This is a genomic window from Mesorhizobium sp. WSM1386, from assembly GCF_055901595.1.
In genome coordinates, this window is sequence record NZ_CM148373.1 from 3,690,158 (window position 1) to 3,715,047 (window position 24,890).

General features: G+C 62.7%; 20 protein-coding genes and 2 tRNA genes. 14 read left to right on the forward strand and 8 right to left on the reverse strand.

The genetic code is table 11. The features are described 5' to 3' along the window. Positions 1-25: 25 nt before the first annotated feature. Complete coding sequence (locus AC0NIH_RS18100) at positions 26-751, reverse strand: hypothetical protein (protein ID WP_473469811.1); 726 nt, start codon at positions 749-751, stop codon at positions 26-28. A 142-nt stretch (positions 752-893) separates the two neighbouring features. Here AC0NIH_RS18100 and AC0NIH_RS18105 point away from each other — a divergent pair, with 142 nt between their 5' ends. Then, on the forward strand, positions 894-2,081 hold the full coding sequence (locus tag AC0NIH_RS18105) for an IS481 family transposase (RefSeq protein ID WP_023764329.1): 1,188 nt from the start codon (positions 894-896) through the stop codon (positions 2,079-2,081). 39 nt (positions 2,082-2,120) lie between these two features. Here the strand turns inward: AC0NIH_RS18105 and AC0NIH_RS18110 are convergent. Further along, a tRNA-Asn gene (locus AC0NIH_RS18110) sits at positions 2,121-2,195 on the reverse strand. Between the two features lie 221 nt (positions 2,196-2,416). Between AC0NIH_RS18110 and AC0NIH_RS18115 the strand changes: the two genes are divergently transcribed. Next, positions 2,417-2,677 (forward strand): hypothetical protein, encoded by a 261-nt coding sequence (locus AC0NIH_RS18115; RefSeq protein WP_473460680.1) that lies wholly within the window; start codon positions 2,417-2,419, stop codon positions 2,675-2,677. Between the two features lie 38 nt (positions 2,678-2,715). Here the strand turns inward: AC0NIH_RS18115 and AC0NIH_RS18120 are convergent, their stop codons facing one another. Further along, positions 2,716-2,961, reverse strand: coding sequence for a hypothetical protein (locus AC0NIH_RS18120; protein ID WP_031250207.1), 246 nt, complete (start codon positions 2,959-2,961; stop codon positions 2,716-2,718). Positions 2,962-3,185: 224 nt separating this feature from the next. Here AC0NIH_RS18120 and AC0NIH_RS18125 point away from each other — a divergent pair. From AC0NIH_RS18125 to AC0NIH_RS18160, 8 genes are all read left to right on the forward strand, one after another. Next, a tRNA-Cys gene (locus AC0NIH_RS18125) sits at positions 3,186-3,259 on the forward strand. 90 nt (positions 3,260-3,349) lie between these two features. Then, entirely contained in the window at positions 3,350-4,018 is a 669-nt protein-coding gene (locus AC0NIH_RS18130; protein WP_473460678.1) for a protein-L-isoaspartate O-methyltransferase family protein, read from the forward strand. Between the two features lie 180 nt (positions 4,019-4,198). After that, the gene (locus tag AC0NIH_RS18135) at positions 4,199-5,584 is read left to right on the forward strand and encodes a TolC family outer membrane protein (RefSeq protein WP_473460676.1); all 1,386 of its coding nucleotides are present in this window, start codon (positions 4,199-4,201) and stop codon (positions 5,582-5,584) included. Between the two features lie 445 nt (positions 5,585-6,029). Continuing rightward, entirely contained in the window at positions 6,030-6,878 is an 849-nt protein-coding gene (locus AC0NIH_RS18140) for a PopZ family protein (RefSeq protein WP_473460674.1), read from the forward strand. Between the two features lie 262 nt (positions 6,879-7,140). Further along, positions 7,141-9,924: a valine--tRNA ligase gene (locus AC0NIH_RS18145; protein WP_473460672.1), complete on the forward strand. Its 2,784-nt coding sequence runs from the start codon at positions 7,141-7,143 to the stop codon at positions 9,922-9,924. Between the two features lie 358 nt (positions 9,925-10,282). Next, complete coding sequence (locus AC0NIH_RS18150) at positions 10,283-11,512, forward strand: OmpP1/FadL family transporter (RefSeq protein WP_023778713.1); 1,230 nt, start codon at positions 10,283-10,285, stop codon at positions 11,510-11,512. Between the two features lie 306 nt (positions 11,513-11,818). Next, the gene (gene ilvD / locus AC0NIH_RS18155) at positions 11,819-13,543 is read left to right on the forward strand and encodes a dihydroxy-acid dehydratase (RefSeq protein ID WP_023778714.1); all 1,725 of its coding nucleotides are present in this window, start codon (positions 11,819-11,821) and stop codon (positions 13,541-13,543) included. Then, on the forward strand, positions 13,530-14,381 hold the full coding sequence (locus AC0NIH_RS18160; RefSeq protein ID WP_031250208.1) for a tetratricopeptide repeat protein: 852 nt from the start codon (positions 13,530-13,532) through the stop codon (positions 14,379-14,381). Before ilvD ends, AC0NIH_RS18160 begins: the two co-directional genes overlap by 14 nt. A 189-nt stretch (positions 14,382-14,570) precedes the next feature. On the opposite strand, the gene AC0NIH_RS18165 is transcribed toward AC0NIH_RS18160, so the two are convergent. From AC0NIH_RS18165 to erpA, 5 genes are all read right to left on the reverse strand, one after another. Further along, a complete protein-coding gene (locus AC0NIH_RS18165; protein WP_474025009.1) occupies positions 14,571-14,897 on the reverse strand; it encodes an endonuclease domain-containing protein in 327 nt (108 codons plus the stop codon). A 146-nt stretch (positions 14,898-15,043) separates the two neighbouring features. Continuing rightward, the gene (locus AC0NIH_RS18170; RefSeq protein WP_352568485.1) at positions 15,044-15,361 is read right to left on the reverse strand and encodes a hypothetical protein; all 318 of its coding nucleotides are present in this window, start codon (positions 15,359-15,361) and stop codon (positions 15,044-15,046) included. 86 nt (positions 15,362-15,447) lie between these two features. Beyond that, positions 15,448-16,242, reverse strand: coding sequence for an exodeoxyribonuclease III (gene xth / locus AC0NIH_RS18175; protein ID WP_013895093.1), 795 nt, complete (start codon positions 16,240-16,242; stop codon positions 15,448-15,450). 7 nt (positions 16,243-16,249) lie between these two features. Next, a complete protein-coding gene (locus AC0NIH_RS18180) occupies positions 16,250-16,642 on the reverse strand; it encodes a VOC family protein (protein ID WP_473460668.1) in 393 nt (130 codons plus the stop codon). Positions 16,643-16,652: 10 nt separating this feature from the next. Beyond that, entirely contained in the window at positions 16,653-17,000 is a 348-nt protein-coding gene (gene erpA / locus AC0NIH_RS18185) for an iron-sulfur cluster insertion protein ErpA (protein WP_352710961.1), read from the reverse strand. 90 nt (positions 17,001-17,090) lie between these two features. Between erpA and AC0NIH_RS18190 the strand changes: the two genes are divergently transcribed. From AC0NIH_RS18190 to nagZ, 4 genes are all read left to right on the forward strand, one after another. After that, on the forward strand, positions 17,091-18,305 hold the full coding sequence (locus AC0NIH_RS18190) for a deoxyguanosinetriphosphate triphosphohydrolase (RefSeq protein ID WP_473460666.1): 1,215 nt from the start codon (positions 17,091-17,093) through the stop codon (positions 18,303-18,305). 62 nt (positions 18,306-18,367) lie between these two features. Continuing rightward, positions 18,368-20,125 carry an arginine--tRNA ligase gene (gene argS / locus AC0NIH_RS18195; RefSeq protein ID WP_023778721.1) on the forward strand — a complete coding sequence of 586 codons (1,758 nt, stop codon included), beginning with the start codon at positions 18,368-18,370 and terminating at the stop codon, positions 20,123-20,125. Positions 20,126-20,228: 103 nt separating this feature from the next. Next, positions 20,229-23,621: an SPOR domain-containing protein gene (locus AC0NIH_RS18200; RefSeq protein ID WP_473460664.1), complete on the forward strand. Its 3,393-nt coding sequence runs from the start codon at positions 20,229-20,231 to the stop codon at positions 23,619-23,621. 234 nt (positions 23,622-23,855) lie between these two features. Further along, positions 23,856-24,875, forward strand: a complete 1,020-nt coding sequence (nagZ, locus tag AC0NIH_RS18205) for a beta-N-acetylhexosaminidase (RefSeq protein ID WP_287270576.1) — start codon at positions 23,856-23,858, stop codon at positions 24,873-24,875. Positions 24,876-24,890 lie beyond the last annotated feature (15 nt).

Consider the following 24,890-nt stretch of genomic DNA (forward strand, 5'->3'; position numbering starts at 1 on the left):
GGCCCGCTGCCTCACGGTGGCGGGCTCAGAGTGGAGCGGCGGCTGTCCACATGTCGACGTAGGCCGGAATCTTAAGCACTGCGACTTCGGCCGGCACCACTGTTATCGACGCTGGGGATCTCGCTGCCAGATCCTTGAATGACTGACTCACATTCCAGACCTTGGCGTCATCGACGATAATAAGTCGATCATGCAGCAGTCGGGCGCCCGTGGTTCGCGCCTCGATCGGGCGCTTGGCGTCATATTGGGCTGACCATCGTCTAACAGCCGGCGCCAGTGTGGCCTTCACAGAGGCGCCGTCGCATAAAAGATCGATCTTCACGCCTTCGGCGCCCATTGGAGCGAAGTCGGTCAGAATCGTCTCATCCAGATAAGGGTCGACGATGAGCAGCCTGGATCGAGCTTCCTTGAGAACCTTGCCGATGGCGGACATGGCGTCCATGGCATTCCCTACCGGCAGAAACGCCCCAGAGGTCGCGGCCGGCGCCGCGAGTTCAGCGCGCGCCAGCGCCCTTTGAAGAATGCCCCAGACGCTTGGACCGTAAATTGCCGGACGGGTTGGATACCACTCAGCCACCTCTGTAATACGACCCATGTCAACCAGATCCCCAACAGCTTCGACTAGAGCGACAGCCTTGCTAATCCAGACCTGCTTTTCCGGACTGTAAGCCTCCATGCGGGCCGGCATCGCCGACAGATGATGTCCTATGCGCACATAAAGTTCGTGTGCGTCGATCGATCGGGAAAGCATGAGATGTAGCCCAGATGGGGTTTTGGTTGAAGGAACCGAAGGGCAATCTATAAGCTAAGTGCTTGTGCCCTTCCCGAGAGATGGGTGACAGTTCATTCCGGATAGATGGGTTACACTTTGGGCCCTTTGCAAGGAGAGCAAGGTGCCTTGGAAGGAGTGTAACGTCATGGAAGAGCGGCTGAAGTTCGTCGCCCGGTTGCTGGACGGCGAGAAGATGGCGGTGCTTTGCCGGGAGTTCGATATCTCGCGCAAGACCGGCTACAAGATCCTCACGCGCTACAATGACAGCGGCCTTGAAGGGCTGACGGATCGATCGCGCCGGCCCTATCGCCACGCCAATCAGCTTCCGTTTCAAATCGAGAAGCTGATTGTGCGCCTGAAGCAAGATAAGCCGACATGGGGGGCGCCGAAGATACGCGAGCGGCTGGCCCGGCTGTATCCCGATGTGCACCGGCCCGCGATCTCGACAGTGCATGCGGTGCTCGACCGGCACGGCATGGTCGAGCACCGCAAGCGAAGGCGCAACAGGGCGACGGGGACACCGCTTTCAAACGGCTATCGACCCAACGATCTTTGGTGTGCCGACTACAAGGGCGAGTTCATGCTCGCCGACCGACGTTATTGCTATCCCCTGACCATCACCGACTTCGCCAGCCGCTATCTCATCGCCTGCGAGGCGCTGTCGACCACCAAGGAAGCCTTTGCCTTCACCGTGTTCGAAAGCGTTTTCAAAGAGTTCGGCCTGCCCAGCGCGATCAGGACCGACAATGGCGTTCCCTTCGCCAGCCCCAACGCGCTGTTCAACCTCAGCAAGCTGTCGGTCTGGTGGCTGCGCCTGGGCATCGACATCGAGCGCATCAAGCCGGGCTGCCCGCAGCAGAACGGGCGCCATGAACGCATGCACCTCACCCTGAAGAGGGAAGCCACCAAACCGGCAGGCGCCAATTTCCTTCAGCAGCAGGCCAGGTTCGATGACTTCATCGACGAGTTCAACTCAGAACGCCCGCATCAGGCACTCGGCATGGACTGTCCGGCAGAGCGCTACACGCCCTCAACGCGCCCCTACACCGGCCTGCCGGACCTCGACTATCCGTTTCACGACAAGGCTGTCACCGTCACCACCTGCGGCCGCATCTGCTACAATCGCAAGAAGATCAATCTCAGTCTCGTCTTCGCCGGCCAGACCGTCGGCATCAAACAGGTCGAGGACCATATCTGGCTGGCTACCTTCATGGACTATGATTTGGGATATTTCGACGATGAGACATGCAGGCTCGAACCACTCCAAAACCCTTTCGGGCCAAAAGTGTTACCCATGTCTCCGGTATAAACCGTAACCTATGTGTCCGGAACGGACCCTTGGAAATGTTGGCTCCCCGGGCCGGATTCGAACCAGCGACCAACCGGTTAACAGCCGGTTGCTCTACCACTGAGCTACCGGGGAACAGAGGCTCTTCAGCAAGTGGCGCAGCCTATAGCAAACCCTTTTCCGCTTTGCAAAGAAGCATTTCGTATTTTTCCGAGACTTTTTCGCTCAGGTGTTTCTCGCAATCGGCGGCGGCCGCCCTCATATTAGCCGTCTTGGCGATCGGCGTGGAACCGAAATGGTGGTCGCGGCTTTCGTAAACAGGTATTGTCGAGGCACAGACGGGACAGCCATTCGCGATGACGGCAGCAGACGAAAACCGGATACCGGCACGAAAGATCTCGGTGTTCGGGCGCGAGTTCATCATGCCGCAGTCGCGCGGGCTCAGAATCGCGATCGGCGTGCTTCTGACGATTGGCGGCATTCTCGGCTTCCTGCCGATTCTCGGCTTCTGGATGGTGCCGCTCGGATTGCTGGTGCTCTCCTATGAATTTGCCATGGTGCGCCGCCACCGTCGCCGCTTCGTCATCTGGTGGGAGCGGCGGCGACGGCCGGATTGAGCGGCCGGGCGCCAGCCGCGCCCTCGATCGCCTGTCCGCTATGCCCCTGTTCGGGTTTCGGATTTTCGTGGATCCGGTTTGCTTTCCGCGCTTCTTTCCAGGTCCTCGCGGATTTCCTTGAGAACAGCGGCGGCCGAGGCGAGGCGCGCGCGATCACGCGGCGAAAGCCGGCTGGTGCCTTCTATTGAAATGCACTCGATGGCGTAACGCAGCAACTCCTCGCATGCTGATCGCGACAAGCCGTCCCAGGCGCTCGTTCCATTGTTCCGGATTGCCGGCCGCATGGCGCAGTCCTCCTCGTTCCTCAACGGCGGCAGGGGCGTGGAGTTTCTCGCAATCTGCTGATATACCTAACGCGTTGCTAATGTGCGTCGCGACCACGGTGGCCGCGATACTCGATACGGAGAGGCAAATTCATGCAGAGGAAACCGCGCGGAATGCGTGGTGGCCGCTTGACGCCATTTTCGCCGCAACCTATTGGAACCGGGTGGAACGCCGGGAGCAATGAGGCCTCGTGGCGGAGTGGTTACGCAGAGGACTGCAAATCCTTGCACCCCGGTTCGATTCCGGGCGAGGCCTCCAATGCCCCAGGCTCCCGCGCGCCAGCGCCGGGGCCTGAAGTTCCAATCGTAATGAACCGCGGTTTGGCGCGGCAAGCGGATTGGTTGGGACATGAACGCTGATTTTTCCGAACTCCGCGTCAAGATGGTCGACGGTCAGGTTCGCACCACCGACGTGACCAGCGCGCCGCTGCTTGACGCGATGCTTTCGGTCCCACGCGAGGATTTTGTCGGCGCTGCCCAGCGTGAGCTTGCCTATATCGACGAAGACATCCGTATCGCCACTGGCGCTGGCGGCGCACGCTACCTGATGGAAGCCTCGCCGCTGGCCAAGCTGATGCAGCTGGCCGAAATCAGCGCGGCCGATTCGGCGCTGGATGTCGGCTGCGGCACCGGCTATGCCTCGGCCCTCCTGTCCCGGCTGGCGAAGTCCGTGGTGGCGCTCGAAAGCGACCCGGCGCTGGCCGAAACCGCCAAGTCGACGCTTTCCTCGCTGGGCTGCGGCAATGTGACCGTGGTCCAAGGGGCGCTGCCGCAGGGCCATGCGGCCAAGGCACCCTACAACGTCATCTTCATCGGCGGCAGCATCGAGAAAGTGCCGGAATCGCTGCTCGACCAGCTCGCCGAAGGTGGACGCCTGGTCGCCGTCGAAGGGCAGGGCAATTCCGGCGTGGCGCGACTTTTTTTCAAGGCGGGGGGGGTTGTAACCGGGAGAAGGGCATTTAATGCGGCAATTAAGCCACTACCTGGATTCGAACGTGAGCATGCTTTTGAATTCTGAATGATTTGGCCTTGCAGCAGAGGCCTTGTCATGGTCGCTTGCATTTGAACAATCGTTGCAAATCCCAAACTGGGGGCACTTTGGGCTGAGCGACGGGGAACATGAAACACGCCACGCCGGTTGCTCCAGGGAGAAACCGGCGCGGCGCGGTTCCCATGGAAAACGAATGAGGGATATACCGTGCCGTCTGTATCCAAGACCCTTTTTGCCGCTGTCCTTGCCTCCGCGACAGCGCTTTCTTCGCTGACCGCCTCGGCGGAAACCATCTCCGGCGCGCTCGCCAAGGCCTATCAGTACAACTCCACGCTGAATGCATCCCGCGCCGGCGTGCGCGTCACCGACGAAGGCGTGGCCATCGCCAAGTCGGGCTGGCGCCCGACGGTTACGGGCTCGGCCAACATCGATTATACGAACACGCGCCGGGCAAATGGCGGCGGCAACTCGAAGCTGACGTCCGGCAGCTACGGCATTCAGATCAACCAGTCGCTGTTCGACGGCTTCCAGACCAGGAACAACGTGGCCGCGGCCGAATCCCAGGTCAAGGCGTCGGTCGAAAGCCTGCGCAACACCGAGGAGAACACCCTGTTCAGCGCGGCCACGGCCTATATGGACGTGATTCGCGATCGGCAGATCGCGGTGCTGACCGAACAGAACCTGCAGTTCCTGACCGAGCAGGCGCGTGCCGCGCGCTCGCGTTTCGAGGTTGGCGAGGGCACGCGCACCGACGTTGCGCAGGCCGACGCGTCGCGCGCCTCGGCGGTGGCCTCGCTCAGCGCCGCCCGCGCGCAGGCGTTGGCCAGTGCCGCGACCTATCACCAGGTGGTCGGCGACGAGCCGGGCAAGTTGAAGCCGGCTTCGCCATTGGGCAGGCTAATGCCGTCGAGCCTCGACGCGGCGATTGCCATCGGGGCAAATGAACATCCAGCCATTCTCGCCACCCAGCATCTCGTCGACGCTGCCGCGTTCTCGGTGAAATCGTCCGAGGGCGCGCTGTTGCCGCAGCTGTCGGCTTCGGCCGGCATTTCGCAAGATTACCGCAAATCCATTCCCGACGTTACCGGCTCCAACGGCAATTCGACCTCGGCCAATATCGGCGCGACGCTGACCATTCCGATCTATTCGGGAGGCCGGACCTCCGCGCTCGTGCGGCAGAGCAAGGAATCGCTCGGCCAAGCCCGTATCCAGGTCGATGTCAGCCGCGACCAGGTGCGTCAGGCCGTCGCCACGGCATGGTCGCAATACACCGCCGCGCAGCAGAGTGTCTCCGCCAACAAGCAGGTGATCGACGCCGCGCAACTGGCGCTGAACGGCGTCATCGAAGAGCGCAATGTCGGTCAGCGCACGACACTCGACGTGCTGAACGCGCAGGCCGCGGTCATCACCGCCAAGATCAACCAGGCCAATTCCGAGCACGATGTGGTGGTGGCGAGCTATGCCATCCTCTCGGCCATGGGGCGCCTGTCGATCGACCGGCTCGCCTTGCAGGTGGCGAAGTACAAGCCCGAGGAGCACTACAACGCCGTCAAGGACAAGTGGATCGGCCTGCGCACCCCGGACGGCCGCTAGAGCATTTCACCGTTTCACGGAAACGGCGAACCGCTCTATCTCTTTGTTTTTACGCAATTCCCAAAGGGAAAGCGCTACGCGCTTTTCCCGGGAAAACCGTGTCGCACTTTTCCTGGAATGGCTCTAGGCTCCGCCGGGTCGCATTACGACCCTCTTGGTCGAGCGGGATATTCGAAAAACTGTCCCGCTTTTTCGGCGCCGCGCTCTATCTCCCAGTTTCGGCGCAATTCCCAAGGGAAAGCGCTACGCGCTTTTCCCGGGAAAGCCGTTTCACGCTTTAGATTAGAGCAATTCCTGGAATTGCTCTAATCTGTTGAAATCCCACATGTCCCCAGATTGGGGATTCTCGTGCGGCGATCCGTCGGTTACGCTGTGGCCATGATTCGAATCCGGCTTTTTGCCGGAGCGGAAGACTACTGAGGTCACAAGGGCGGCGGATGTGACGATGGCGACGGCAAGCAGCGCACAGCGCGAACCTTCCATGGAAGAGATACTGGCTTCCATCAGGAGGATCATCGAGGATAGCGACAACGGCCGCAAGCAGCCGGGCGAGGCCGATGATCTGCGCCAGGACCTGGAGCCGGCATCGGGCGCGGCTGCAACCACCGACGTCGACGCGTTTCGCGCCGAGTTGCAGGCTGCCCCCGAAGTCAGGAAGCCGGTGGCGCTCGCAGAAATCCAGGCGCCATCGCCCGCCCCTGTGATCGCGCGCATGGAATCGCCGCGCGTCGATGCCGTCCCGGTCAAGCCGTCGATGACGCTTGCCGAGGTCAGCGCCAGGATCGCCGCCGAGCCGGCGCCTGCCGTCAGGACGGAAGCGCCAATGGTCCCGCAGGTTGGGCCCCCCGAGGCCGGTGCGACGAGCGATGCCATCGTCGCCGATTGGCGGCGCGAGATCGCCGCGGTTGGCGAGCAGGCGAAGGCGATGCCGGACAGGAGCGTCCGCAAGCCGATTGTCCAACCCGAGGCGCCAGTGGATGAACCGGTGGCGGAGCCTGCTTTCGAGCGGCCTTCGTCAAGCGGTGCTCCGGCAGGCACCTCCGAGGTGCGTGCCGCAAATGAAGCGCCCGCGGCCCGCGCCGCAATCCTTTCCGAGCACACGGGCCGGCAGGTGGCCGCTGCCTTCGGTGAGTTGTCCGACGCCTTTGCCAGCCGCAGCAAGAAGACATTCGACGAGATGGCCGAAGAGATGCTGCGGCCGATGCTGCAGGACTGGCTGGACAACAATCTGCCGACGCTGGTCGAAAGACTGGTGCGTGAGGAAATCGAGCGCGTCGCGCGCGGCGCGCAGTAAGGATCACAGCCCATTCCGGAATCAAAGCGCCGCCCTCGATCGGCGCTTTCCTGAAGCCGATGCGCTTTACGGCAGCGCCGGCACGGTAGCGGTGATGCCGGTGGTCAAGACGCGACTGGCACTCGCACGACCTTCCGTTGAAATGGACAAGGCCGCGCCTATCTGCTTGTGGTGAACCGAGTCCGCCCTTGCGGTTGACTTGGCCAAGGCCTTCCGATTTACACCGAAACAGCAAAATCCCGACAGCGCGGACCGTTTCCCCATGCTTGAAAAGACCTACGACGCAAAGACCGTCGAGCCGAAAATCGCCAAGGTGTGGGAAGAGGCAGACGCGTTTCGCGCCGGCGCCGGCGCCGAGGAGGGGGCCGAAGCCTTCACCATCGTCATTCCGCCGCCCAACGTCACCGGCTCGCTGCATATGGGCCACGCGCTCAACAACACGCTGCAGGACATTTTGGTGCGCTTCGAGCGCATGCGCGGCAAGAACGTGCTCTGGCAGCCAGGCATGGACCATGCCGGCATCGCCACGCAGATGGTGGTCGAGCGCCAGCTGATGGAAAAGCAGATCCACCGCCGCGACCTGACGCGCGAACAGTTCATCGAGAAAGTGTGGGAATGGAAGGCCGAATCCGGCGGCGCCATCTTCAACCAGCTGAAGCGGCTCGGAGCCTCGGCCGACTGGTCGCGCGAACGCTTCACCATGGACGAGGGCCTGTCCAAGGCCGTGCTCGAAGTGTTCGTCACGCTCTACAAGGAGGGCCTGATCTACAAGGACAAGCGCCTTGTGAACTGGGACCCGAAACTGCTGACCGCGATCTCCGATCTCGAGGTGGAGCAGCAGGAGGTCAACGGCAACCTCTGGCACTTCCGTTATCCGATCGAGGGCGTGGCGTTCGACCCGGAAAACCCGAAAACATTCATCATCGTGGCGACGACGCGTCCCGAGACGATGCTGGGCGACACCGCGGTCGCTGTGCATCCGGATGACGAACGCTTCCAGCATCTGGTCGGCAAGAACGTGGTGCTGCCGATCGTCGGCAGAAAGATCCCTGTCGTGGCGGACGAGTATTCCGACCCTGAAAAGGGTTCGGGGGCGGTCAAGATCACGCCGGCGCATGATTTCAACGACTTCGAGGTCGGCAAGCGCCACAAGCTGCCGGCGATCAACATCCTGACCGTCGAAGCCGCCATCAAGCTCAAGGATAATGAGGATTTTCTCGGCGGCCTCGATGTGACGCCCGAACACCTGGCGGTCTGGGACGAACTCGACGGGCTCGACCGTTTCGCCGCGCGCAAGAAGATCGTCGAACTGATGGAGGTCGGCGGCTTCCTCGACAAGGTCGAGCCGCATCGCCACGCCGTGCCGCATGGCGATCGCGGCGGCGTGCCGATCGAGCCGTTCCTGACCGAGCAGTGGTATGCAAATGCTGCCGAACTCGCCAAGCCGGCGATCGCCTCGGTGCGCGAGGGGCGCACCAAGATCATACCGGGCAACTGGGAGAAAACCTACTTTCAGTGGATGGAAAATATCGAACCTTGGTGCATCTCGCGCCAGCTTTGGTGGGGTCATCAGATACCCGCGTGGTACGGGCCGGACGGGCGCGTCTTCGTCGAGAAGACCGAAGAGGAGGCTTTGAGCGCGGCGATAGAATATTATCTGGCCCTGGAAGGGCCGTGGAAGGCCTGGGTCGAGGACAAGCTCGAGAACTACAAGCCGGGTGAGATCCTGACCCGGGACGAGGACGTGCTCGACACCTGGTTCTCGTCGGCGCTGTGGCCATTCTCGACGCTGGGCTGGCCGGACCAGACGCCGGAGCTGAAGACCTACTACCAGACCGACGTACTGGTGACCGGCTTCGACCTGATCTTCTTCTGGGTCGCCCGCATGATGATGATGGGCCTGCACTTCATGGATGAGGAGCCGTTCCACACGGTCTATATGCACGCGCTGGTGCGCGACAAGAACGGGCAGAAGATGTCGAAGTCGAAAGGCAACGTCGTCGATCCGCTCGACCTCATCGACGAATATGGCGCCGATGCGCTGCGCTTCACACTGGCTGTGATGGCGGCGCAGGGGCGCGACGTGAAGCTCGATCCGGCGCGCATCGCCGGCTACCGCAATTTCGGCACCAAGCTGTGGAACGCGACCCGCTTCGCCGAGATGAACGAAGTCGCCCGCAACGATGATTTCTGGCTGAACGACGCCAAGCTGGCGGTCAACCGCTGGATCCTGACCGAGTTGACGCGCGCGGCGCGCGAGGTCACCGACGGCATCACCTCATACCGCTTCAACGAGGCGGCGGGCGCTGCCTATCGCTTCGTCTGGAACCTGTTCTGTGATTGGTACTTGGAACTGCTGAAGCCCGTGTTCATGGGCACGGACGAGGCCGCCAAGGCCGAAAGCCGCGCCTGCGTCGCCTTCGTGCTCGACGAGATCTACAAGCTCTTGCACCCGATGATGCCGTTCATGACGGAAGAGCTGTGGGCGCAGACGGCGGGCGAGGGCAAGGAGCGTGAGTCGCTGCTGTGCCATGCGGCCTGGCCTTCTCCGGACTTCGAGGACGCGGCCGCGGCCGCCGACATCAACTGGCTGGTCGATCTCGTCTCCGGCATCCGCTCGGTGCGCTCGGAGATGAACGTGCCGCCGGGCGCGATAGCGCCGCTCGTCGTCGTCGGCGCCAACGCCGTGACGCGTGAACGGCTGGTGCGCGAAGAGTCGGCGATCAAGCGCCTGGCGCGCGTCGGCGATATCTCGCTCGCCGATGCCGCACCCAAGGGCTCGGCGCAGATCGTGCTCAACGAGGCGACGATCTGCCTGCCGCTCGGCAGCCTGATCGATCTCGCCGCGGAGGCCTCACGACTGCAGAAGGAACTGGCCAAGGTCACCGAAGAGATCGCACGCCTGCACAAGAAGCTGTCCAACGAAAGATTCGTCGCCAGCGCGCCGGCCGAGATCGTCGAGGCCGAACGCGAGAAGCTCGCCGAATACCGCGATGCGCAGGACAAGCTTTCGGTGGCGCTGACCAGGGTTCGCGACGCCGGTTGAGAGGCAAGATTCGCCGTGACGCCGGAGGAAATTCCCATGCGTAACCTGCCTCGAAAAAGGGCATTCCGTTGCGTTAATTTTGACGTAAACGGAAGTTTTTGCCCCATTGTTGCCATAATGTAACAATGGGGCCAGTAGGCCCGTAAAAAGGCTGTTTTTGATCCTTTTCGGCCGGTTTTCTTTCCCTTTCAAGGCCAGGGCAGGCCTTGGTCAGCTATTTTCGGCGTTCTGGCGCCGCGTTGCATTTTGTCGAAAACGCGTTTGGTCAACATGTACATGTACGCCTCGGAATTCGTTGTTGCGCCGTTAACCCGAATTGGTTCTAGCTTGAGCCACTAGTTATTCGGGGAGGACATCCATGAACACTTTGCGTTTGAAAGCCCTGCTGGGGGCGGGGTGCTTTTCGCTGGCTTTGATCGGGACGGCGATGGGTTCAGCGCATGCTGGCGGCCTGGAGCGCGGCGGCTACGATATCGACTTGCTGTTCGATCCGGCGCCGTTCGCTACGGAGGCGGAAGCGACTTATGTGATGCCAGACCGCAAGTATGAAAATGCGCGGGGTCCGGGCGGCTTCAATTTCCTCAATTCCACGGCGGATGGCGCCGAGGGCTATTGGGTACCCCGTATTGGTGGGAAAGTTCAGGTTGTGCAAGGCGTCGACTGCATGGTCGACTATTCACAGCCCTGGGGCGCCCACACAGCCCCCGGCGCGTCGTGGAATGGCGCGTTTTCCAACGTCGAAACGGATATCAAGAGCAACAATTACGCCGGCACCTGCTCCTACAAGTTCGATGTCGGCAAGGGCCAGCTCCGTTTTATCGGCGGCCTATTCTACCAGGAAATTTCAGGCTTCAAAGAAAGCTTGGTGGGTTTCAATCCATTTGGGCCGTCACCGATCGGCCGCGTCGACCTAGAGGCCAACGGTTGGGGTTGGCGAGCCGGCGTCGCCTACGAAATCCCCGACATCGCATTGCGCGCGAGCCTAGTCTACAATTCGAAAGTCAAGCTCGACAATATCGAGGGAACGCTTGATCTTACCAGTGTTGGCGGGAAAATTACGCCGATCTTCGGTGCGACGGAGTACATGCCGGACTCGGTGGAGTTGAAACTGCAGTCAGGCATCGCGCCCGGCTGGCTCGCTTTCGGCTCGCTCAAGTGGGTCAACTGGAGCTTGCTGCAAAGCGTCCCGATCTGCCCAGTGGGCTTTGCGGCATCGTCATGCGTCACGGGTTCTCCGGTTGCGGTGACTTCGCTCGACCTGATGTACCGCGATGGCTGGACCGTTTCAGGTGGTGTCGGCCACAAATTCAACGATCAGTGGAGCGCCGCCGGCCAGCTTTCCTGGGATCGTGGTACCTCGCATGGCTATGGCGCGCAATCTGATACGTGGACCCTGGGCGGCGGCGTCGCCTATACGCCGCGGCCCAATATCGAAGTGCGGCTTGCTGGAGCGATCGGCGTGCTGACCAGCGGCCACTCAGGGGAGTTAGCTGGTGAGAACGGATATGTCGCAGGCGAGGATGCTAGCTACGATTTCGGCAACGATCTGATCACAGCGATTTCTGGCGGTATCAAGATCAAGTTCTAAGTAGCTGAAAATTCTAGAAAAAGGCCGGGCAATGCCCGGCCTTTTTCGTTTGAGCCGGCGTCGCCGGTGCGCCCGGTATCCAAGCCGCGTTGCATATAGGCGGCACTGTTGCCGCCTCGTGCGATTGTGACGTTTTGGCAACACTTTCTGAACAACCCCTGGGCTAGAAGCAAGGCCGAGGAAATTGCCCATTTCCCGCCATAAACCCGGCGCACCTCGATCTTGTCTCGGGAAACGCGCCAAAAGGCTCGGCGATGGGAGAGGCCGCACCGCCCCATTTGCAGGGAAGATGGGGCAAGGAAGAGAATGGACGCCAAAGTCATTTCCAAGGCCAAGCTCCCTAGCCGCTATGTGACCGTCGGTCCGGCGCGTGCGCCGCATCGCTCCTATCTCTATGCGATGGGCCTGTCCGCGGCCGAGATCGCGCAGCCGCTGGTCGGCGTCGCGTCCTGCTGGAACGAGGCGGCGCCCTGCAACATCTCGCTGATGCGCCAGGCGCAAGTGGTCAAGAAGGGCGTCGCAGCCGCCAACGGCACGCCGCGCGAATTCTGCACCATCACGGTCACGGACGGCATCGCCATGGGCCACCAGGGCATGAAGTCGTCGCTGGTGTCGCGCGAGGTCATCGCAGATTCGGTCGAACTCACCATGCGCGGCCATTGCTACGACGCGCTGGTCGGCTTGGCCGGCTGCGACAAGTCGCTGCCCGGCATGATGATGGCCATGGTGCGCCTCAACGTGCCGTCGATCTTCATCTATGGCGGTTCGATCCTGCCCGGCAGCTATCGCGGCCGGCAGATCACCGTGCAGGACGTGTTCGAGGCTGTCGGCCAGCACTCGGTCGGCACGATCAGCGATGACGAACTGCTCGAGATCGAGCAGGTCGCGTGTCCCTCGGCCGGCTCCTGCGGGGCCCAGTTCACCGCCAACACCATGGCGACCGTCGCCGAGGCGATCGGCCTGGCGCTGCCTTATTCCTGCGGAGCGCCCGCGCCTTACGAAATGCGGGACCGCTTCAATTTCGCCTCCGGCGAAAAAATCATGGAACTGATCGCGAAAAACATCCGGCCGCGCGACATCATCACGCTGAAGGCGCTGGAGAACGCGGCGACCGTGGTCTCGGCCACCGGCGGCTCGACCAATGCGGCCCTGCATCTGCCGGCGATCGCACATGAGGCGGGGATAAAGTTCGACCTGTTCGACGTGGCCAGGATTTTCGAGAAGACACCTTACATCGCCGATCTCAAGCCTGGCGGCAAATATGTCGCCAAGGACATGTTCGAGGCCGGCGGCATTCCGCTGTTGATGAAGACGCTGCTCGACCATGGCTATCTGCACGGCGATTGCCTGACGGTCACTGGCCGCACTTTGGCCGAAAATATGGAGCATGTTTCCTGGAATGAACACCAGGATGTGGTCCGCCCGGCCAACAGACCCATTACCCAAACCGGCGGTGTCGTGGGGTTGAAGGGAAACCTTGCCCCCGAAGGCGCGATCGTGAAGGTCGCGGGCATGACGGAGTTGAAATTCTCCGGGCCGGCGCGCTGCTTCGATTCGGAAGAGGAATGTTTCGAGGCGGTGACGCATCGCAATTACCGGGAAGGCGAGGTTCTCGTCATCCGTTACGAAGGGCCGCGCGGTGGGCCAGGCATGCGCGAGATGCTGTCGACGACGGCAGCGCTCTATGGCCAGGGCATGGGCGGCAAGGTGGCGCTGATCACCGACGGCCGCTTCTCGGGCGCGACACGCGGCTTCTGCATCGGCCATGTCGGGCCGGAAGCGGCGGTTGGCGGTCCGATCGGTCTCATCCGGGATGGCGATGTGATCTCGATCGACGCGGTGAATGGCACGATCGAAGTGGCGCTGACCGAGGCCGAACTGGCGGCGCGGGCAAAGACATGGAAGGCGCGCACGACCGACTATCAGTCGGGCGCGATTTGGAAATACGCACAGACGGTAGGTTCCGCCCGCGACGGCGCGGTCACCCATCCGGGCGGTGCGAAAGAAACACACTGCTATGCGGATATCTGAGTTGTTGAAGTCAACACCAGAGTTGTTGAGGTCATCTGTCCTTCCGGCACTGGTCGCGTTTGCGATCTTTGGCGCGGTGGGCCAGGCTTTGGCCTTCGACGACAAGGTGTTCGACGACAAGACCGGCGTGAAGCCGCAGTCGAGCCCGTGGGCGGTGTTCCAGTTCGGCTTCTCCGCCTACAAGAACGGCCACAAGGAACAGGCCGCCGAGGCCTATAAATATGCCGCCGAAAACGGCCAGATCGGCGCCACCTGGAAGCTTGCCCGCATGTATGCCGAGGGCGACGGCGTGGCGCGCGACGACTATGAAGCGTTCAAGTTCTTCTCGGAGATCGTCGACCAGGACGTAGAGCCCGGTTCGCCCGAGGAAAGCTACGTCTCCGACGCGCTGGTGGCGCTCGGCGATTACCTGCGCAAAGGCATTCCCGGCAGCCCGGTCGCCGAGAACGAGGTGGCGGCACAGGAATATTACATGCGCGCCGCCGCCAACTACCGCAACCCGAACGCCCAGTTCGAAATGGGGCAGATGTTCCTCAAGGGCGAGGGCGGCGTGAAGGCCAGCGTCAAGCAGGCCGGGCGCTGGTTCCAGCTTGCCGCCGAGAAGGGCCATGCCGGTGCCCAGGCGACGCTTGGCCACCTGCTGTTCCAGAGCGGCAAGATCGTTCGTGGCCTGGCGATGATGACGGCGGCGCTCGAACGCGCCTCGCCGGCCGATCAGCCCTGGATCCGCGGCATGCAGGAAGAGGCCTTCGCCGCCGCCGGCGAAGCCGACCGGCGCACGGCGATCTCGCTCGCCGACGACATCCTGACCAAGGGCACCACCAACGCGGAACAGTAAGGCGTTGACCGCCGAACTGCCGATGTCCCCGCAAGGGGGTGTTTGGACCGGGAGATTGGCAGCTTGGCTGCCGGCGCGTTTTCTTGCAACGTTGGAGATTGGCGAAAACGGTTGTGACAGCCAATCTCCCCCCAAGTGGGGGAGATGTCCGGCAGGACAGAGGGGGGCGCTGTCCCGCCAGCCTTGCTGTTATACTGATGTACCCGCAACACCGGCCACGATTGCAATGTGCTGGCAGACATTGTCGAGGTCACGGATGATGTCGTCATTCCAAAAGCGCAGGACGGTCCAGCCATTCTTCCCCAGACGTGATGATCTCGCTTCGTCGCCCGCGACGGCATCGGCTTCCGCGTGTTGGGAGCCATCAACTTCGACGACCAGTTTGTTCTCTGGACAAGCAAAGTCGACAATGTAGCCGGCGATCGGAAATTGCCGCCGGAAGCCAAGCCCCATCAACCGGTGCGCGCGAAGCTCGTTCCAGAGCTTCAACTCGGCGTCGGTCATCACCTTGCGCATCGACTTGGCGTTTGCACGATGGTTTGGAGGCAGAGGCGAGGCATTCTCGATGCTCGGTTGCTGTTGGGACTGGCGCTCTACGGCGCCCCCCTCTGTCCTGCCGGACATCTCCCCCACAAGGGACCCACAAGGGGGGGGAGATTGGCTTAGTTCTCGGTGGGTTCCGTCGGCACCATGCTTGGCGCGGGCGTCGAGATCGGGGTGACGTGCAGGTGTGGCGCCATCGTGTTTTCGGGGCAGCTGTCGCCGACCTTCGTCCAGGATGTGTTGTTGAGCACCATTTCGCAGCGCGCCAGATGGCTCTGGTCGGCAACGGTCAGGCAGGCGACCTGACCGACCGGATAGGATTTGCCATTGGCAAGACATTCCGGTGCGGCGAAAGCCGGCACCCAGGCGGCGGTGGCAAATGCCAAGCCGATCGGACAAACAAGAAATCGAATGCTCATGGGAACCCCAGCCGCCATGATGATCTCCCATCATGCGCCTGAATGTGGCGAGATGAGGTCCAGCTCGGCTGTGTCCCGGCATCTGGGCCGGGGGCGCTTCTCCGTCAGGCCGGCAACAAGGCGAGGTCGATCGCCACCGGCACATGGTCGGACGGCTTTTCCCACGCGCGCACATGTTTTTCGATCGAGGCCGACGAGAATCGGTTGGCGGCTTCCGGCGACAGCAGCAGATGGTCGATGCGGATACCGTTGTTCTTCTGCCAGGCGCCGGCCTGATAGTCCCAGAAGGTGTAGGTGTCCGGCGCATCGGTGACCGCGCGCACCGCCTCGGTGAAGCCGAGGTTGAGCAGCCGCCGGAAGGCTTGCCGCGTCTGCGGCTGGAACAGCGCGTCGCCCAGCCAGTTCTCCGGAAACCGCGCGTCGATCGGCTCGGGAATGACGTTGTAATCGCCAGCCAGCACCAGCGCCTCCTCCAGCCTCAGGCGCTCTTCGGCCCAGCGCTCCAGCCGCGCCATCCAGGACAGCTTGTAAGGAAATTTCTTCTCGTCATCGATCGGATTGCCATTCGGCAGATAGAGCGAGGCGACGCGAAGGGCGCCCTTGTCGGTCGAGAACACGCCTTCGATGAAGCGCGCCTGTTCGTCGGCGTCGTCGCCCGGCAGGCCCTTGGTGACCTCGTCGAAGCGCAGCTTCGACAGCAGCGCCACGCCATTAAAGCCTTTCTGGCCATGGGTTTCGACATTGTAGCCCAGCGCCTCGATCTCGGCACGCGGGAATTGGTCGTCGACCGTCTTGATTTCCTGCAGGCAAACGATATCGGGCGCGCTCTCGGTCAGCCAATGGGTGAGGTTGCCGATGCGGGCGCGAACGCCGTTGATGTTCCAGGTGACGATTTTCATGACGGTCTTATTCTTCCTGCGGCGGATGGCGTTCGACGAGGCCGATCGTATTGCCAGCCGGATCTTTTATAAAGGCCATCCACTCGCTTTCTCCCGCCGGACCGAACTGGCCTTCGGTATCGTGATGCACCAGCGTCGGCGGCGCGGTGAAGGGGACCCCCATGGCTTTCGCGTCGGCGTGGAAGGGCTCGAGGCCGGCAATGTCGAGATAGACGGTGCCGGCCGGAACGCCGTCTGTGAACAGCAGGCGCACCTCGCCCGCCATGATGAAGGCGATTCCCGGTGGATCGTAGCGGGCGTGAACGCCCATACCGAGCACATCGCGCCAGAAGGCCAGCGTCGAATCAAGGTCGCGTCCGGCCGACAGCGCGACCTGACGGACCGCGCCGATGACCGGCATCGCAATGCCGCTAGATGGAGAAACTGGTGCCGCAGCCGCAGGAGGCGACCGCGTTCGGGTTCTTGATCTGGAAGGACTGGCCCATCAGATCGTCGACGAAGTCGATCACCGAGCCGCCCATATAGACCAGCGACAAATCGTCGATCAGCACCGTTGCGCCATCCTTCTCGATGGCCACATCATCGTCATTGCGCGTATCGACCAGGTCGAACTTGTAGGAAAAGCCCGAGCAGCCGCCGCCTTCGACGGAAACGCGCAGCGCCGTCTTGCCGGCTTCGCCAGAGACGATCTTGGCGATCCGCCTGGCGGCGGCCTCGGTCATATCGACTTTCATGGCAGTCTTGGCATCAGCGCCCATGGGCGTCACCTTGCTTTCGGTTTCACATGATAGGTATGAAGCGAGAGGGGCCAAGTCAACTAGATCAAGTCAACCGCGGCAGCATCGGCCATGACCAACGAGTTGGGCGACATCGGATTCGGCTATCGGCCGCGCGCGGCCTATGCCACGGATCCGGCGCGCTCGCGCGGCCGGCTGTTCGACGAGGTCGAGAGCCCGACCCGCACGCCGTTCCAGCGCGACCGCGATCGCATCATCCATTCGACGGCGTTCCGGCGGCTGAAACACAAGACGCAGGTCTTCATCGCCCATGAAGGCGACCACTACCGCACAAGGCTGACCCATTCGATCGAGGTGGCGCAGATCGCGCGTGCTCTGGCGCGCGCGCTGCGCGGCGACGAGGATCTGGCCGAGGCGGTGGCGCTGGTGCATGATTTCGGCCACACGCCCTTCGGCCACACCGGCGAGGACGCGCTGAACGAGAAGATGTCCCAATGGGGCGGCTTCGACCACAACGCGCAATCGCTGCGCATCGTGACCAGGCTTGAGGCGCGATACGCTGAATTCGACGGGCTGAACCTGACCTGGGAAACGCTGGAAGGGCTGGTCAAGCACAATGGCCCGCTGACCGACGGCAGCGGCAAGGGCCTGAAAGGAGCGGTGCCGCAGGCAATCCGCGATTACTCGCAGTTGCAGGACCTCGAACTGGACCGGTTCGCCGGCATCGAGGCGCAATGTGCCGCGATCGCCGACGACATCGCCTACAACAACCACGATATCGACGACGGGTTGAGATCAGGGCTGCTGACGCTGGACATGCTGAAGACTGTCTCGCTGCCGGGAACGATCCTGGAGGGTGTACGCGAGCGCTATCCAAGGCTCGATGACGTTCGCACCGGCCATGAGCTGATGCGGCGGCAGATCACCGCCATGGTCGAGGACGTGATCATGTCGACGACAGCCAATCTGGAGCGCGTCAGGCCGCAGAGCGCCGATGCGGTGAGGGCGGCGGGCGAGACGATGGTGACCTTTTCCGCCGAGATGGCAGCGGTGGAGAAGGAACTGAAGGCCTTCCTCTACAAGCACCTCTACCGCCACCAGGAAGTCATGCGGGTACGCGCCGATGCCGAGCAGATCGTCAGGGACCTGTTCGACGTCTATTTCGCCGACCCGCGCGCCATGCCGGATGGCTGGCGCGAGGGGCTGGACCGGGCTGAAGATCGCATCAAGGCCCGCAGCGTGGCCGACTTTCTAGCCGGGATGACCGACACTTACGCGCTGAAGGAACACCGGCGTTTGTTTGACCGCACCCCGGATTTGAGCTAGGGCGGGCTCGATTTTGCCGGCCAACGAGCCGGATTCGCCATAAAGCCGCCAGAGCAATACCCATGAACATCTTCGCCGATTTCACCGCGCGAGTCATAAAGGCTGTCGAAGCGCTTGATCTGAAAGACAAAGACGGCGTTTCGCCCGATCTGTCGCGCATCGCCGTCGAGCCGCCGCGCGACGCCAGCCATGGCGACCTTGCGACCAATGCTGCAATGGTGCTGGCCAAACCTACGGGGCAGAACCCGCGCGTGCTCGCCGACAGGCTGGCGCTGGCGCTGCGGGATGACGTGGATGTCGCCGCCGCCGAGGTCGCCGGTCCGGGATTCGTCAACCTCCGGCTCAAGGACGGCTTCTGGCAGGCCCATCTGTCGGCACTTCTGGGCGAGGGGCGCAACTATGGCCGCTCGACGATCGGCGCCGGCCGGAAAACCAATGTCGAATATGTCTCGGCCAACCCGACCGGGCCGATGCATGTCGGCCATTGCCGGGGCGCGGTTGTCGGTGACGCGCTTGCCAATATCATGGCCTTTGCCGGTTACGACGTGACCAAGGAATATGTCATCAACGATGCGGGCTCGCAGATCGACGTGCTCGGGCGCTCGGCCTTCCTGCGCTATAGCGAGGCGCTCGGCGAGGACATCGGCGAGATCCCGCCAGGGCTTTACCCTGGAGACTACCTCGTCCCCGTCGGGGAGGCGCTGGTCAAGGAATTTGGACGCTCCTTGCTGCAGATGCCGGATGACGAGGCGCTGGCCATCGTCAAGGACCGGACCATCGATGCGATGATGGCGATGATCCGCGAGGATCTGGCATTGCTCAACGTGCATCACGACGTGTTCTTCTCCGAGCGCACGCTGCATGCCGATAATGCCAGGAAGATCCGGTCGGCGATCAACGACCTGACGCTGAAGGGCCATATCTACAAGGGCAAGCTGCCGCCGCCCAAGGGCGAGAAGCCGGACGACTGGGAAGACCGTGAGCAGACGCTGTTCCGCTCGACCGCGGTCGGCGACGACATGGATCGGGCTCTGGTCAAGTCCGACGGCTCATTCACCTATTTCGCCGCCGATGTCGCCTACCTGAAGGACAAGGTCGATCGCGGGTTCGTCGACCTGATCTATGTGCTTGGCGCCGACCACGGCGGCTACGTCAAGCGGCTGGAGGCACTGGCGCGCGCAATCGCCGGCGACGACGTCAAGCTCACCGTGCTGCTGTGCAACCTGGTCAAGCTGTTTCGCGATGGCGAGCCGGTTCGCATGTCGAAGCGCTCCGGCGACTTCGTGACGTTGCGTGAAGTGGTGGAGGAAGTCGGGCGCGACCCGATCCGCTTCATGATGCTCTACCGCAAGAACGATGCGCCGCTCGATTTCGACTTCGCCAAGGTGACCGAACAGTCCAAGGACAATCCGGTGTTTTATGTGCAGTACGCCTCGGCGCGCTGCCATTCGGTGTTCCGGCAGGCGAGCGAGCAGTTGGGCGAGGCGAATTTCGACCGCAACAGCCTTGTGGCGGCGGTGACGTCGCTGACCGATGAGGGCGAGATCGGCCTGATCCGCAAGCTCGCCGAATATCCGCGTCTCATCGAGTCCGCCGCGCTTGCGTTGGAGCCGCATAGGCTGGCATTCTACCTCTATGATCTCGCTTCTAGTTTCCACGGACACTGGAACCGTGGCACAGATAATCCGGACTTACGTTTTGTTAAGGTTAACGACCGAGAATTGACGCATGCCAGACTAGGGCTGGTGCAGGCTGTTTCGGACGTTCTGACGTCCGGCCTGACGCTGATCGGAGCCGCTGCGCCCACCGAAATGCGTTAGGTTTGACTAAAAAACCTGTCACCTTTTGCCCACATTGCGCTGGTAAGGGCCAACCCTGCGCGACGTCCATGGCGTCCGACTGAGTGCGAGTTCGGGAACAATAATGGCAGACAGAACCCAGCTGAGAGTAGCCGACAACAACGACATCGCCGACGATGATCCGTTCGCGGAACTGACCAGGATCATGGGATTCGACCCGCGCCAGCCGGTCAAGCCGAAAGCCGATGTCGCCAGTCAGCCGGCGGATGAGGGCGACTTCGATATCGACCTCGAAAAGGAACTGATGGGCGAGTTCGACGCTGACGACAGCGACGCCGCTCCGGTTGTCGAAGCTTATGAGCCGGCATTCGAAACGGCTCCCGCTCATGAAGGGACGGACGACGATCTTCGCGCGGACGATGATCTTGCTCTTTCGCTCGACGACGATTTCCACCTGGACTTCACTGCTGCCGATGAGCAGGCGTCCGTCGCCAGCCATGCGAACCCCAGCGCTGCCGAAGCCGCACCAGCCGTCGAACCTGCCTTCGACGCCGATTTCGATAATGCCGTCGCCAGTTCGCTCGAAGACGTTTCGCCCTTCGAAGACGATGTGCCGATGGAGGACGAGCTCGCCGCGTCGCTCGATCGGGATTTCCGCATCGAGGACGAAGTCGCCGGGACCCAGCACGCGGTTGCCGAAGTGCCGGTTGTCGAGGCCGCCTCCGATCCTGATTTCGACGACGAGGCCTCGATTTCGCTCGAAGACGAATTGATGCTCGACGACCATCCGGTGGATCAGCGTCATGCGGCTGCGACCACGGTGGAATACCCAGAGCCGGTGGCGGCCGCCCAGGACCAGGACCAGGACCAGGACCAGGCGATTTCCGACGAGGATTTCGAGGGCCGTTTCGACGACGCCATCGCCGATGTCGATGTGGATTTTGACGTTCCAGCGGACGAGCCGGTGGCCTTCGATCAGGCGGAAGCAGACGAAGTGCGCGCCGATGCCGTGGATACTGGCGAATTTTCAAGCCCTGAAGCCGTGTCGGATGATGCATTTGATCCGAGCTTGGATGACGGTGCTGCCGAGCCTGCCGAAGAGCCCGTCGTCGCCGAGGCCGCGGCCACTCCCGCCTGGCTGGTGGCGCCCGCCGCAACCGTGACGGCCCCTGCCGCCGATGAACGAAGCCTGGAAGACGAGTTGAACGCGCTGCTGGGTGCCATGACCCAGCGCACGGCTCCGTCGGCCAAGGAAGAGCCCGTCATGGCTCAACCCTTTGTGGCCCAACCCTTTGTGGCCCAGCCTTCCGCTGCTCCCGCCCAGCCTGCTGCCGCACCAGAGACGGTTGCCGACGAGCCCGCCGACCTTGCTGGCGACCTCGACTGGGATCTCGACGAGCCGGCGTCCGAAGAGGCGCATGCCGCCCAGGCCGCCGATGTCGATCTCGACGATATGCTGTTCGATGAACTCGGGGATCACGGCTCGGATGCCGCCGAGGTCGACGTCGATTTCGACAATGCTGCATTCGACGCCGCCTTGGCCAACAGCCTCGATCCACGTGATGGGGTCGCTTCCCCGCAGGATCGGGATGATTCTCGCGATTGGCTGGCGGAACGTTCCACGTCGACGGAGCCAGCCCGCTCGTGGAGCCGCGTGACGCCGGTTCCCCAGCCGCCGGCGTTTGCCGCGCAGCCGTCCGCTTCGATGGCGGCCAGGACCGCCACACCGGAAGCGGCCCCAGCGGTGGCATCTGTGCCGTCCTACCGTGCGGCCGAACCGGCTGCGGCTGCTGCCTACACAACCCCAGTCTCGGCACCGCCGGCGCCGCAGTCCCCGCGCTACGACGAGATGCCCGATGTCGAAACGGTCGATGTGCCCGAGCGCGTCGTGGCGCTGGCTGACGATCTCGACATTCCGGAGCTGCATTTCGAGGACGATGCGCCGACGGCTGCCGGCTATGACGATCTCGATGCGGAGTTCGCCAGCCTTTTGACCGAGATGAATTCGGTCGAGGTGGCGCCGGCTTCCGCCGGCAGCGCTTCCTATGCCGACGATTCCTACAATGCCGGTTTCAACCCTGGTGGGCTCAATCCGGCCTATGAAGAGCCCAAACCGGCCTATCAGCCGGAAGCGCGGACCTATGCGGCGCGACCGGCGGAAATGCCGGCCCGTGCGGCGGCGACCGCAAGTTATGCCGATGCCGCTGACGGCTTCGACCTCGACAGCCTGCCAGGCAGCCAGCCGGTTTCGCAGGCGGACGATTTCACCGTCGACGAACTCGACTACGATCCGGAACTCGACGAGGCGATGTCCGTTCCGGGTCTGGGCGAACGCGAGGCGGCCAAGTCGTCGGGGCGTCGCGGCCTGTTCATCGCGGCGATTGTCGGTGCGGTGGCGGTTGCAGGCGGTCTTGGCGCCTTTGCGCTGTCTTTGGGCGGCAAGGGCGGGAGCGAAGCTCCGGTGATCGTCAAGGCCGACAATTCGCCGATCAAGGTCAAGCCTGAGAATCCGGGCGGCACCGTGGTGCCGAACCAGGACAACAAGGTCTATGACGCGGTGGTCAAGGGCGCGAAACCGGCCGAGCCGGTTCAGCAGAAGCTTGTCACCGACGTCGAGGAACCGGTGGATGTGCAGGCGAAGGATCCGGCACGTGCCGTCGATCTTTCCCCCGATCAGAACGCCGCGGCCGACCAGAACGCTGCCGCCGGCGAAACGGGCGACAACAACGCCGCGCAGACGACCGCCAATGCGGCGCCGGCGACTGCCAATGCAGCGCCGACCGGCGATGCGGCGTCAGCCGACAACGCAGCGCCGGCACCCAAGTCCGAGGATCGCATCGCGCAGGTGCTGCAGGATGCCGAGAAGGGCACCAACGCCGATGTCGTCGCCGTTGCGCCGCGCAAGGTGAGGACCATGGTCGTCAAGTCGGACGGCTCGCTGGTGCCGCGCGAGGACCCGGCACCGGCCGCACCGCAGGTGGCCGTCACCGAACCGGCCGATCCGGCGCCGCAGCATGTCGCCCCTGCGGCCCAGGCCGATGCCGATCAGACCGGCACCGTGGCGCCCGTCGCCGCACAGTCGGACGACGCGCCGGCCCTCAAGCCGGCAGCCAAACCGGAAAAGGCCCAGTCAGCCAATACGCAGTCAGCCAATACTCCGGCCAAGGTTGCGATCGCGCCGCAGCGTCCGTCCGACCAGCCGGTCGACGTCGTCGGCGAGGTCAAGCCCGATCAGGTCGCCTCCATCGATCCGGCAACGACGGCAACCGGTGGCGGTTCGTGGTCGATGCAGGTTGCTTCGCAGCCGACGGTGGAAAGCGCCCAGTCGAGTTACCAGGACCTGCAGCGTCGTTACGCCAGCGTGCTTTCCGGTCGCAAAGCCAACATCGTCAAGGCCGAGATCGCCGGCAAGGGCACGTTCTACCGCGTTCGCGTCGTGGCCCAGTCGCGCAACGATGCCATCAACCTGTGCACCAACTACAAGGCTGCCGGCGGCAACTGCTTCGTGTCGCGCTAGAGCAATTCCAGGAAAAGCGTGAAGCGATTTTCCGTTCGGAATTGCGTCAAAACCAAGAGTTAGAGCGGTTTGCCGTTTCCGTGAAACGGTGAGCCGCTCTAGTCACCGGTCAACCAATCAAGCCGGCGCGGTCTTAGACCGCGCCGGCTTTTTCATGTGGAAGCCGTTCTGGCGCCGGGCGGCGGTGATCCCGGGACGATTCCCTTTCGTCGCGCGAAGCCCTAGACTCCAGGCATGACCGAATCAAAATCCATGATCCTCGGCTGTGCCGGGAAATCGCTCACCCGCGAAGAAATCAATTTCTATCGCAACGAATGCCCGTGGGCCTTCATCCTATTTGCCCGCAACATCGGCGAGACCGAGCAGATCCGCGACCTGGTCGCCGAGATGCGCGACTGCATCGGGCGTCCCGATGCGCTGGTGTTCATCGACCAGGAGGGTGGCCGGGTGCAGCGCCTGCGGCCGCCGCTGGCGCCGAACTATCCCTCGGGCGGCGCGCTTGGCGCGTTGTGGCGCGACGATCATGACGCCGGTGCCCGCGCGGCCTGGCTGTTGGCGCGCCTGCACGCCTTCGACTTGCTGCGCTACGGCATCACGGCGGATTGCCTTCCGGTGCTGGACGTGCCGATCGAGGGCGCCAGCGACGTCATCGGCGCGCGCGCCTACGGCAAGGAGCCGCGTCCGGTCATCGAACTCGGCCGCGCCGCTGCCGAAGGCCTGATGTCGGGCGGCGTGCTGCCGGTCATGAAACATATTCCAGGCCATGGCAGGGCCTTCGCCGACACCCATTTCGAGCTGCCCGTCGTCAACGCCTCGCTCGGTGATCTGCAGCGGCACGACTTTGCTCCGTTCCGGGAGCTCAACCATCTGCCGATGGCGATGACGGCGCATGTCGTCTACAGCGCCATCGATCCCAACAACCCGGCGACGACGTCCGGCAAGGTCATCGACGAGATCATCCGCCGCGAGATCGGCTTTGATGGGCTCCTGATGAGCGACGACACCTCGATGAAGGCACTTTCTGGGGATTTCCCGACAAAGGCGGCCTCGATCCTTGCGGCGGGCTGCGATCTGGTCCTTCACTGCAACGGCGTTTTCGAGGAGATGGCGGGCATCGCCTCGCGGACCAAAGGGCTTGAGGGCAAGTCGCTTGAGCGTGCAAAGCGCGCGATGACCTATATAGAGAAACGCGACGCGGCCGAAGAAACCGAAATACGCGCCGAATTCGCCACCTATTTCGATGCGGTGGCCTAGCTGAAAGGGAAGTGA